Source organism: Citrobacter sp. MGH103, from assembly GCF_001034475.2.
Taxonomy (GTDB): domain Bacteria; phylum Pseudomonadota; class Gammaproteobacteria; order Enterobacterales; family Enterobacteriaceae; genus Citrobacter; species Citrobacter freundii.
Window position 1 is genome coordinate 1,131,869 of the sequence record NZ_CP073043.1, and the last position, 12,181, is coordinate 1,144,049.

At 51.3% G+C, this 12,181-nt stretch carries 9 protein-coding genes; 1 reads left to right on the top strand and 8 read right to left on the bottom strand.

Going from position 1 to position 12,181, the window contains the following annotated elements; all coding sequences use genetic code 11:
* Positions 1–3 precede the first annotated feature (3 nt).
* From gabP to SK33_RS05520, 8 genes are all read right to left on the bottom strand, one after another.
* Complete coding sequence (gene gabP / locus SK33_RS05485; protein WP_003839698.1) at positions 4–1,404, bottom strand: GABA permease; 1,401 nt, start codon at positions 1,402–1,404, stop codon at positions 4–6.
* Positions 1,405–1,546: 142 nt separating this feature from the next.
* Positions 1,547–2,830 carry a 4-aminobutyrate--2-oxoglutarate transaminase gene (gene gabT / locus SK33_RS05490; RefSeq protein ID WP_048218477.1) on the bottom strand — a complete coding sequence of 428 codons (1,284 nt, stop codon included), beginning with the start codon at positions 2,828–2,830 and terminating at the stop codon, positions 1,547–1,549.
* 25 nt (positions 2,831–2,855) lie between these two features.
* On the bottom strand, positions 2,856–4,304 hold the full coding sequence (gene gabD / locus SK33_RS05495) for an NADP-dependent succinate-semialdehyde dehydrogenase (RefSeq protein ID WP_003037227.1): 1,449 nt from the start codon (positions 4,302–4,304) through the stop codon (positions 2,856–2,858).
* A 23-nt stretch (positions 4,305–4,327) separates the two neighbouring features.
* The gene (gene lhgO / locus SK33_RS05500) at positions 4,328–5,596 is read right to left on the bottom strand and encodes an L-2-hydroxyglutarate oxidase (RefSeq protein ID WP_003839703.1); all 1,269 of its coding nucleotides are present in this window, start codon (positions 5,594–5,596) and stop codon (positions 4,328–4,330) included.
* Between the two features lie 19 nt (positions 5,597–5,615).
* The gene (gene glaH, locus SK33_RS05505; RefSeq protein ID WP_048218474.1) at positions 5,616–6,593 is read right to left on the bottom strand and encodes a glutarate dioxygenase GlaH; all 978 of its coding nucleotides are present in this window, start codon (positions 6,591–6,593) and stop codon (positions 5,616–5,618) included.
* 239 nt (positions 6,594–6,832) lie between these two features.
* Positions 6,833–7,546 carry an MgtC/SapB family protein gene (locus SK33_RS05510; RefSeq protein ID WP_003037218.1) on the bottom strand — a complete coding sequence of 238 codons (714 nt, stop codon included), beginning with the start codon at positions 7,544–7,546 and terminating at the stop codon, positions 6,833–6,835.
* Between the two features lie 31 nt (positions 7,547–7,577).
* A complete protein-coding gene (locus SK33_RS05515; protein ID WP_003037215.1) occupies positions 7,578–8,813 on the bottom strand; it encodes an MFS transporter in 1,236 nt (411 codons plus the stop codon).
* An 11-nt stretch (positions 8,814–8,824) separates the two neighbouring features.
* A complete protein-coding gene (locus tag SK33_RS05520) occupies positions 8,825–9,649 on the bottom strand; it encodes an MBL fold metallo-hydrolase (protein WP_003037212.1) in 825 nt (274 codons plus the stop codon).
* A gap of 334 nt (positions 9,650–9,983) precedes the next feature.
* On the opposite strand from SK33_RS05520, the gene SK33_RS05525 reads away from it, so the two are divergent.
* Positions 9,984–12,158 (top strand): extracellular solute-binding protein, encoded by a 2,175-nt coding sequence (locus tag SK33_RS05525; RefSeq protein ID WP_048218473.1) that lies wholly within the window; start codon positions 9,984–9,986, stop codon positions 12,156–12,158.
* The last annotated feature ends 23 nt before the right edge of the window (positions 12,159–12,181 follow it).

Sequence of the window (12,181 nt, forward strand, 5' to 3'; positions counted from 1 at the left end):
GGTTTAATGCGTATTTTGCAATGGTGCTTTTTGCCACGATAGCAGTTTTTTCCAGCGTGACATAATGGGCACGGTGCAAATAATTCCTATGGCTAACAATCCGGTAGAGATAACTTCCAGCTGTTGTGCCGGGCGAAACAGCATGACCACCAGCACAAAGATAATAAATGCGATGACCAGCCAGGTAAGCCACGGATAGAGCCACATTTTCAGTTTAATTTCGCCGCCTCGCGCTAGCAGGATTTTACGCATCCGCAGTTGAGAAACGGCAATGACCAGATAGACCAGCAGTGCGATGGCACCGGAACTGTCGATCAGGAATTTAAACACCTTGGCCGGGGCGTAATAGTTGACGATGACGGTGAGGAATGCGGCACCGGTAGACAGCAACACCGCCACATAAGGCGTTTTACTGCGGTTCGTTTTACCCATAAAAGCGGGGGCATCGCCACGTCGGCTCAGGGAGTAGAGCATACGCGAGGACGTATACAGCGCGGAGTTGAGACAGCTAGTCACCGACAGCAAAATGACGCAATCCATGATCAGTTTCGCGTGCGGGATATGCAGTAGCTCCAGTACCGAGCGGTAAGAACCGACTTCTTTCAGTCCCGGCATGTTCCACGGGATCAGCGCCACCACCACAAAAATAGAGCACAGATAGAAGATGGAGATACGCCAGATAACCGAGTTGGTGGCGCGAACGATATGTTTATCCGGGGTATCGGATTCGGCGGCGGCGATGGTAACTATCTCTGCGCCCATAAAGGAGAACATGGTGATTAACATTGCGCTGATCACGGCGCCAAAACCGTTGGGCATAAAGCCGCCCTGATCCCACAGGCGCGAAACCCCGCTGACATCGGCATAAGGGTAGAAACCGCTAATCGCCGCTGCGCCAAGGGTTATAAACGCCAGAATGGCAATCACTTTGCACAGCGCCAGCCAGAACTCGAACTCACCATAATTTTTGACGCTCAGCAAATTACTGCCGGTTAATGCCAGCGTGATAACCAGAGAAAACAGCCAGATAGGAATACCAGGCACCCAGGAGTGAAGAATGATGGCGGCGATATTCGCCTCCAATGGGATAACCAACACCCAGAACCACCAGTACAACCAGCCGATGGTGTAACCCGCCCAAGGGCCGATGGCCTTATCGGCGTAAGTGGAAAAAGAACCGGTATCCGGGGTGGCAACGGCCATTTCGGCCAGCATGCGCATAATCATCACCACCAGCAATCCGGCGAACAGATAGGCTAATAATACTGCGGGACCGGCTTCTGCAATCGCCACACTTGAACCGACAAACAGACTTGCGCCGATTACCCCGGCAATAGACAGCATGGTGACGTGGCGTGATTTCAGCCCGCCCCCTAAATCATGTGATTGTGACACTTGCCCCATCTTTAAACCTCTCGAAAGTATTTCACTTGGGAGAGCACCCCGGCATTCCCGCGCTGGGGCACGCGTATTATTGTTATTGACCCTGTTTGCCGGATGGCGGCTCCGCCTTATCCGGCTTAAAACTCCCCGTTTTGATACGGGTTTAACCCTGCTTTGCCTCGGAAAAACACTGGGCGATAATGTCCAGCCCCTGGCGGATTTGCGCGTCTTCAATGGTCAGTGGGACAAGAATGCGCAGCACGTTGTAGTACGGTCCGCAGGAGAGGAGGATTAGCCCTTTATCGCGGGCACGAGCGACAATTTCAGCTGTCAGTTTGGCGTCTGGTTTCGTGCGATCGCCGTTTTCGAACAGTTCGATAGCAATCATCGCGCCCAGCCCGCGTACGTCGCCAATCTCGCGGTGGGTTTCCGCGATAGCCAACAGGCCTTCACGCAGGGTTTGCCCCAGCTCGTTGGCTTTTTGCAGCAGATTTTCCTGCTCGAAAATGTTTAGTACCGCCAGCGCAGCGGCACAGGCAATTGGGTTACCTGCATAGGTACCGCCCAGACCGCCTGGTGGAATAGCGTCCATGACGTCGGCGCGTCCGGTCACGCCTGCCAGCGGGAAGCCTCCGGCGATGGATTTAGCGAAGGTGGTGAGATCGGGCGCAACGCCCATCTGCTCCATGGCAAACAGCGTACCGGTGCGGCCCGCACCGCTCTGTACTTCATCAGCAATCAGCATGATCCCGTGTTCGTCACAAATAGCGCGCAGACGTTGCATAAAAGCAGGGGAAGCGGCGTAAAAACCACCTTCGCCCTGGACGGGTTCAATTACGATGGCGGCGACGTCTTCTGGCGCGGCATCGTTTTTGAAAATGCGGTGAATGCTGGCGATAGCATCGTCGTCACTGATGCCGTGCAGCGGGCAAGGATAAAGCGCGCGATACACGTGGCCCGGCATCAGCCCCATTCCGGCAGAGTATGGGTTCACTTTCCCGGTCAGTGACAAGGTGTAGTGGGTACGGCCGTGGTAAGCACCGCTGAAGGCGATTGTGCCGGTGCGTTTGGTGGCGGCGCGGGCGATTTTCACCGCATTTTCTACCGCTTCAGAACCGGTGGTCACCAGCAGGGTTTTCTTGGCGAAATCACCCGGCACTTTCTTATTCATGATTTCGCACAGCTCCAGGTATGGCTCATAGGCCAGTACCTGGAAACAGGTATGGGACAGCTTTTTCAACTGCGCTTCTACCGCAGAGACGATCTGCGGGTGCAGGTGACCGGTGTTCAACACTGCAATACCGCCAGCAAAGTCAAGGAATTCACGGCCTTCAACGTCCCAGACCCGACAGTTTTCTGCACGCTCGGCAAAAATAGGGTGGATCTGGCCTACGCCACGGGGAACGGCGTTGCTGCGACGTTGCATAAGTTCTTTGTTGGTGCTCATCAGGTGTTCTCCAGTATTTATTTTATTAAAGGCCGATGCACATATATTTGATTTCTAAGTAGTCTTCGATGCCGTATTTTGATCCTTCACGGCCAAGACCGGAGGCTTTGATTCCCCCAAACGGGGCGACTTCGTTGGAGATAATGCCGGTGTTAATCCCGACGATGCCGTACTCCAGCGCTTCGCCAACGCGGAAGACGCGGCTTAAATCACGGGCGTAGAAATAGGCGGCCAGACCAAACTCGGTGTCGTTGGCCTGAGCGATGACGTCGGCTTCGTCTTTAAAACGAAACAGCGGAGCCAGCGGTCCGAACGTCTCTTCTTTGGCGACCTTCGCGTTGTCAGGCACATCTACCAGAATGGTGGGCTGGAAGAAGTTACCGCCGAGCGCATGAGGTTTACCGCCCGCGATAATGCGCGCGCCTTTATCCAGAGCATCGGCGATGTGTTCCTGCACTTTGGCAACCGCTTTATCGTCGATCAGCGGTCCGGTGGTGACCTCTGGTTGCAGACCATCGCCGAGATGCAGTTTGCTCACTGCATGCTGGAGTTTTTCGGCAAAACGCTCATACACACCGTCCTGTACGTACAGGCGGTTGGCGCAGACGCAGGTTTGCCCGGCGTTACGGAACTTCGAGGCCAGCGCACCTTCCACGGCTTTATCAAGATCGGCATCGTCAAAGACGATAAACGGCGCATTGCCGCCCAGTTCCAGCGATACCTTTTTGATGTCTTTGGCGCACTGCTGCATTAACTGACGGCCAATTTCGGTTGAGCCGGTAAATGACAGTTTGCGCACCAGCGGGTTGCCGGTCAGCTCGTTACCGACCGCGCTCGCAGAACCTGTCACCACGCTGAAAACGCCAGCCGGGATCCCGGCGCGATTAGCCAGTTCTGCCAGCGCCAGAGCGGAGTAGGGGGTCTGGCTGGCGGGTTTAAGCACCATCGTACAGCCTGCTGCCAGCGCCGGACCGGCTTTACGGGTGATCATCGCTGAGGGAAAGTTCCACGGCGTAATCGCGGCGGTAACGCCGATCGGCTGCTTGATGACGATCAGACGCTTATCGGCCTGATGACCAGGGATTGTATCGCCATAGATGCGTTTGCCCTCTTCGGCAAACCACTCAATAAAGGAGGCGGCGTAGGTAATTTCGCCTTTGGCTTCCGCCAGTGGTTTTCCCTGTTCCAGGGTCATCAGACGGGCGAGATCGTCTTGATGCTCAATCATCAGGTTGAACCAGCGGCGCAGAATGTTGGCCCGCTCTTTGGCAGTCAGCGCACGCCAGGCCGGCAGAGCGCGGTTTGCGGCGTTAATCGCTTCGCGGGTTTCATCTGCCCCCATTTTAGGTACGCTACCCAATTGCTGACCGTTGGCGGGATTGGTCACCGCGATGGTCTCGCCGCTGTTAGCGTCACGCCAGTTGCCGTCGATCAGTGCCTGCTGGCGAAATAAGGTTGGATCGTTAAGTTGCATGATTGCTTCCTGTCTTAATCGGTTTAACGGGTAAATGCGGCGTGTAATGTCTCCACGCTACGTGCCGCACGCAGCGTGCGTCCGGGATTACTCTGGTTCTCCAGCAGCGCATGAACTTTGCTGACAATATGTGCACCGATAGGGATTGCCGATGTTGCCGCCGGAGAAGGTGCGTTACAGGTGTGAATTGAGCGTGGCGTGGTGACAAACAGAAAATCGTCGATAAGCTTGCCATCAGGTGATACCGCCTGTGCCCGCACGCCCGCAGGCCACGGTTGCAGATCCTTAAGCGTCAGGCTCGGACAGTACTTTTGTACCAGCCGCAGATAACCGCTTTTGCACAGAGAATTCTTCATTTCGCCAAGCCCTGAGCGCAGGTTGTTTTGCAGCACGCGGCGAATACCAGAAGAGCCGAGGATCTCCAGCGTATCGCTGAGCGAGAAGTCACGCTTACGGTAGCCTTCACGTTTAAATGCCAGCACCGCGTTGGGGCCGACCGTGACGCTGCCGTCAATCATCCGGGTCAGATGAACACCGAGAAACGGCATTGCCGGGTCGGGGATGGGGTAGATCAGATGGTTAACTATCTGATTATGTTCTGGCGCCAGGCGGAAATATTCGCCACGGAACGGGCAGATGATAAAGCCAGGTTCAACGCCGAGCATTTTCACCAGTCGGTCCGCCATCAGGCCAGAACAACTAATCAGCGTCGCGCCTTCATATTCCTGGCCCTGACGGGTATGGACAATCACGCCCGTAGCGTGCTCTTTCAGCGCGCTGACCTCGGCGTTGTAAATAATCTCACCGCCTTTGGCCTGGAAAATATTCGCCATCGCGGCGGTGACTTCACGGTAGCTGACGATCCCGCTCGACGGAACAAAAATGCCGCCCAGACCGGTGATATTCGGTTCACGCTCGCGAAGCTCCTGCGCATTCAGCCATTCGCGCTCCAAACCGTTAGCGGCGGTGCGATCCCATAGCGCGCGCATGCGCTCCATTTCCAGAGGGGAGGTGGCAACCAGCATTTTTCCGCAGACGTCGTAGCGGATGCCGTTTTGGTCGCAAAAGGCTTTTGTGGCGCGATTTCCGGCCAGGCAAAACTGCGCCTTCAGGCTGCCGGGAGTGTAATAGACCCCGGCATGAATGACGCCGCTGTTGTGGCCCGTCTGGTGACAGGCCGGGCCGGACTCTTTTTCCAACAGCGCGATTCTGGCGTCCGGATAGACATCAATCAGCTGCATGGCGGTCGACATGCCGATAATGCCGCCGCCAATAATCACAAAATCATACATCCGCTTTTTTCCTTCGCGCTTACTGATGAGTCTGGTAGTGGTTTGTCGCGTAAGCGAAATAACCACGTTGGCGCATCAGTTCGCGGCGCAGGTCAGGATGCGAGGTGAAACGATCGCGACCGTGTAGCCAGAACAGGTTGTTGATCAGCAGGAATTTACCCACTGAAACCGGTACGGAAATAATACTTTTGCTGGTTTCCAGCGCGTCGGACAGGTCACTCAGCCAGATGCCTTCTTCATAGTCTTTTGGCTGGACGAACTGGTCGATGTAGCGCATCACGGGACGGCCCTGCTGGTCAACGTCAAATACCGGATGGAACACTTCCTGGCTCACGTTTTTGCTTGGCGGCGCGGCAAAGCGCATGGGGCGACGCGCCAGCGGATGGGTAAAGTACTGATCCAGATGCTCCCAGTCGTCGAGATGTAGCAGCAGCGAGTTGCCGCCAGTCATGTTCTGCTCGTCAATCTTCATCATCAGCACGTAATCGGTGATTTCTTCGAGATAGGTTCCGTCGTTGTGCAATTCCATCACTCGGTGAGGCTGGCGCAGATAGCTGTCTGAGTTATCGACGTTTTTCACCACAAAACGTGCGTAATATTGACCGCTCATCGCATCAAAATTCGAGCGTCCGATTAGATGTGCTACCGCCGTCGCCAGCTTGACCATCTCTTCTGCCTGCGCCACATCATCCACACCAACGGCATTGATCAGCAGTGCGCCTTCGGCACGATCGAGCAACGTTTTCAGCAGCAGAGGCTGCAACTGATTGCCGCACAGGTCGTCGAGGATCTTGCCCACTTTGAAGCGCAAGAAGGATTTGTATTCCAGAGCCTGCACCGGCCACTGCGCGACGGCCTGCAGAAATTGCTCAGTGGTCTCAGCAGAAAAAGTCAGCTCCAGCAGGCGTGGGGATTGGGCTGACGGTTTCAGCGTGAAACCGCTGTAGTGCTGGGCTGGATCTTCAGCGTTCGGTTTTACGGCAGTCAGTGCGTTCATCAAATCGTTCCTCTCAGTAGATTGTCAGGGAGATATGGCGCAGCTCGTTTCGTAGCCATAAATTAAAAATATCTACATTTTTGAAAAACGCGCACATAATGAGCTTGTTTGTTTATTATTTGTGATCAAAAGCAACAAATATTTAACATTGCAAACAATAGGGATTTAAAGCGAAGACAGGGATAGAGCGGTTATATCAGGTGGTAACCACCTGATTTTAAAGAGGGAAATAAAGCATCTTAATGTTCAAGAGCAATAGCGCAGACGTGTTCAACATGAGTGAGATCGTGGTACAAGTCAGGCAAGGTCATCTTCTTACGAATTACGATTTTGAGATTAACCTCGATTTTACCCTTCTTAATATCCCTGATCGTTATGTTTTCAATAATGTTTTTCTGTTGATGGATGCGGGTTATCAGATTTTCGAGCGCATCGCGTTCATCAAGAATAACCCTGACTTTTACTTTTCCGGGGAACTGGTTTTTAGTCTGTAAGAAAATAATGAACGGGCTTAATTTAATTGCCAATAAAAATAAAGCCGTGGCAAAAAAAGCATGAAAATAAAAACCGGCCCCACAGGTGATTCCCACCCCAGCAGATGCCCAGACAATTGCCGCAGTAGTGAGACCAGAAATAGCATCGTCGTGTCGGTGCAGAATGACTCCCGCACCGAGAAAACCAACGCCACTAATAATCTGAGCCGCCAGACGCATAGGATCGCTACGGATGTTCATCGAAATTTCAGCATAGTATTCTGCAGATTGTATTGATACGACAGTTAACACACAGCTGGCTACGGATAAAATAACGCAAGTTTTGAAGCCAACCGGTTTCCCTTTCGATTCTCTTTCCAGGCCTATAATGCCACCCAGAATAAATGCAATGCTGATTTTGATGATCGTAGTTAAAGGCAACAATCCTTGCTCATTGATGATGGCGGCCAGATTATTCATGCAATTACCTTAATGAAAGAGTCTTTAACGATCAGGAGTTTGCTTTTTTCAATGGGAGGTCTGCTTTGCGTTTTGAAATATCGTCCCGGAAGAATATCAGGAAGAATACGCTGACCACTGCGGCAACGCCTGCTGAAACTAGCCAGAATGTTTCCCATTGCGGTAACGCCTGTGGGCCTTGTTCCGTCACGGTGCTGTTGAAGATTTGACCGCATACGGTAGAGGCAAACAGCAAACCGACGCCGTTGGAGACGATAAATCGCAAGCTTTGGGCTTGTGCTTTGATCTCTGGCGCGGCTTTACGGTCAACATAAATGTCGCCCACGGTAAAGAAAAAGTCCCAGCAGAATCCCTGCAACATCAGGCCGATCAGCACAAACATCATGTTGGCATCCAGTGATGCATGAGCAAACAACAGTGTGCGGATGATCCAGCAAACGGCGCCCAACATGAGAGTAATTTTGAAGCCGGCTTTCAGTAAGAAAAACGAGAGCAGGAACATAAAAATGACTTCACAGGCGATGCCGACCTGCATCATTGACGCGGCGTTATCGAATCCAAGCGCTTTTAAAAAGACCGGGATATAGGCGGAATAAGCTGTTTTGGGGATCATCAGGACAAAAATACTGAGCATCAAAACCGAGAAACTGCGGTCCTTGAAGAGTGCCAGAGCGTCCAGACATAACAGATCGCGGAGTGTAAATACGCTTCCTTTTGCTTTCGGTGGGGTGTTTGGCAACGTAAAGCAGTAAAGGCCGAGCACGACACCGGAGGCTGACGCAATATACCAGGTGATGGTATTTCCAGAATAGCCCATTTCACCAATAATAAAACCGATGACCATAAAGCCAAATGTGCCGAACACACGAATAAAGGGGAAGTATTTCACCCCGTTAATGTGGCTGAAACTGATGCTGTTAGCCAGCGCAGTTGTTGGATAAAACAGCAGACCGACCAGGAAGATCATGGTCAACGTCATGCCCGTGTTTTGCGCCTCAATAAATTGTGGAACAAACAACAGTACGCCAGCATTAATTAAATGCAGGATCGCCATGACTTTTTGTGACGAAAAGAAACGGTCGGCTACCATGCCAATAAAGAGTGGCGAAAGAATGGTCGCCAGACCAAGCAAAGCATAAGATGAGCCAATAATGGTCGCCATACCATAGGTACTTAATACCAGTCCCATGGTCATATTCCAGGCGCCCTGCATGAAATATTGTATGAACATCATAACCAGCAGGCGTGGTGTTTTATTAAGGTCCATATTGCATATCCTTATTGGTTGATGCTCAGGTTAAGCCCATCCCAGGCGACAAGAATGTTCTCTTTGTCGCACGCCGCCACGAGATCGTCGTGCAGTAGACCGCCGCTGTGTGAGACATGCGAGACGATGAGTTGGCTATTTTTCTCAAGGCAGCCCAGTTCTGCAAGCCTGTCTCTGGCGGCGAAAACGGTTTCCAGACTCATGTGGTTATTTGTACGGTTATCACCATTAAAACCGTAGGTACATTCCAGCACCGTTAAATCGATCTTTTTCCCTTTCAACCATTGCCAGGTGAGTTCAGGGAACCAGCCCGAATCATGTCCATAGAAAATTGACTGACCATCTTTTTCGATAAACCAGGTATAACAAAGCTCCCATTTGGCATGGTTCGCCAGCAGTGGAGTGATTCGGTATCCGCGGGTTTCAACGGTTACGAAGGGAACCAGGCAATGAAAAGCAAATCTTTCTGCGCTGTAGCCTGGTAACACTTGTGCCGCGCCGTTAATCGCACGGTCATTACCAAAAATGTGCAACGGATGAGTAATCTCAAATCCGTACCCTTCCATTCGGCTAAAAAGATCGCCGACGTTGAAATGATCGGGATGTGTATGCGTGAACAGCAGCGATTTGATCTCTGTTGCGTCCAGGCCATCTCGCAGCAGTTGCTGGCTGAATTCAGGCGCGACATCGATCAACAGTTCATCGTCGATGATCGCTGAGGAGTGCGTGCGTATGTCTTTGCCTTTACGAATACGGGCTTGCTGACAGTGCTCACAACGGCAAAAAGGATTGGGTATCCCTTCGGATGCTGCGGTTCCCAGAAAATGAATATTCATGTTTCCCTCTTGATCAAAACAGAGTGTTGTTTTTTGAACGAAAATGTAATGAAACGTAATTGGAACGTGTCAATTATTATCCTGCAGCTTCAAGGCAACAACGATCTTTTGTTGCATAAGTGATCCTCTTCAAGAATTTAATAATTTATTTTTATATTTCATGGCTTTGAAATTTTTAGTTCATTTCTTCGTGCTATGTGGGGTTGAGAGGTAGTTATATGAGTGTGTTGATAAAATGCACTTTTTAATATTGTAACGTTCAAATTATCTTGCTGGAGATAGTTTCCTGATGAGCGCCGTGCTAGCATCAAAACATCAGGGGAAGGATGTAAAAATGCCAACTATCAAAGACATAGCAAGAATTGCCGGTGTGTCGCATGGGACTGTCTCGAATGTGCTCAATGGCAGAGGAAATGTAAGCGTTGAGAAGATTGAAGCGGTTCAACGTGCGGCCCGAGAAGTTGGCTATCAGTTGAATGCGCAGGCGCAATCATTGAGAGCCAGCAAAAGTCAGGGAGTGGCCTTGATTCTGCCGGACATCAATGTGGAACGTTACTATCAACTTTATCGGGGATTACACCAGGCCTGGCAACCTTCACTCAGCGAACCGGTTGATCTTTACCTGACTAATGATTTGCCCAATCTGGAACTGGATATTTTGCAAACACTGGCGGCAAAGTCTTACCAGGCTGTTGTCACCGTGAGTTGCCTGGACAACAGCCAGCCCTATTACGATATGCTCAGGCTCTCCCCGGAGAATGTGCTTTTTGCGTATCGCCAGCCAGCCGGTGCAGTTTGTTATTTTAGCCTTGACTATGTGACCGCAGGGGAAGAAACCGCAAGAAGGGCACTGGCGCAGTTGCCGGGTCATATTGGTGTTTTCTGCGAGCCGCTGGAATTTGCCCACTGCGCACGCTTTACTCAAGCGATACAGAAGGTATGCCGGGAGTTAAGTCCGCACACAAAGCTTACGGTTATACCTGCGCATGCCAGTGAAGTTAACACCGTCGCGTTTGACTTTTTCCGGGGGGCGATACCCGATCTGTTTATTGTTCAGGACAGTGAGAAGACGCGTGCGTTGACGCAAGCGTCCTGGTTTGGGAGTTCTCAGTCCTGCCCGCCGATAGTACAACTGAGTGATAATCTTCCTGCATCTTTTGATGGAATCACCAGCTATCAGATGGATTATGCCCGCCTGGGGACAACTATTGCTTCATGTATTCGCCAACCCAAAAGTAAAGAGAAGCACCGTATTCTGACGAATTGCGGTTTTTCCTGGAATGGGCAATACGCTCCGCCTCATGAGACGGAGGCGACGCTGAATATGTTAATTTTGCCCAGCCCTTCGACCGATGCGCTGAAGAAACTGTTACCTCACTTTTATCGCCAGACCGGTATTAAGGTTAATCTTGCGGTTTATCCGTATGATGAGGTTTTTGAAATTCTCTCTCATCTTCACCTGCACCCTTATTACGATTTACTGCGAATCGATATGGCATGTTTTCCCTGGTTTGCAGAAAAAGCATTATTGCCGCTGGAGTCGGTCTCCCCCGAACTCCCGTTATTGCTGGATAACTTCTCTGAGCAAATTCAGCAGCACTTCAGCCAGGTGAATGGGACTGCATGGGCAATTCCCTTTGATGCCAGTATGCAGCTTCTGTTTTATCGACGAGATCTGTTTGAAGATGCGACGATTAAACGGATGTTTTATGAATCAACAGGCAAAGAGTTAACGCTACCAGAGAATTTCGCACAATTTGATGAGATTGCCGCTTTCTTTAGTCAATTGCATCAGCCAGAAAACAGACAGCGCCCGATGGGAACGGCGGTGACGTTGGGCAGCTCAGGACTTATCGCCACTGAGTACTTGCTGCGTTACTACGCGTTAGGGGGACGATTGGTGCGTGAGGGCGAGCCGGTACAACTTGATGCTTCGCTTGCTGCCGCTGCACTCGAAGAATATCTGCACCAGCTTTCTATCGCCGTGAATCTCCCTGGTGAGTGGTGGAGTGATGCGGTTAAACAGTTTGAGCGTGGAAATCTCGCCATGCTGATTATGTATCTCAATTTGTTTAACGATGTTGCGCATACGACCATCGCCCCCACGATCGGCTATGCTCCCGTTCCGGGGCAGCTTCCACAATTGGGCGGTGGCTCTATTGGAATGTCTCGCTACAGTAAGAAGAAAAAACAGGTTGAGCAGTTTTTTCATTGGCTTTATTCCGATGAAATTTCGCGCCATCTGGTTCTATTGGGGGGCAACAGCGCCTGGTCTGGAATATGTCACGATCAAAATGTTCTCAATCTCTACCCGTGGTTTAATTTACTGAATGAAAAAGGCATGACGGGAATACGGGAGTCTCAGGGAAGTAAAGGTGAGTCTTTTAACCTGCGACAGGCAGAGATTATTATCGGGCAAGGCGTGACGAATGCGATTAACGGCATTATGGACGTCACGCAGGCCGTGGAATACATCAATGCGCGGATCAGAAACGAAACGGGTGCCTGAAATATGCGACTCCTCGCCTCTTA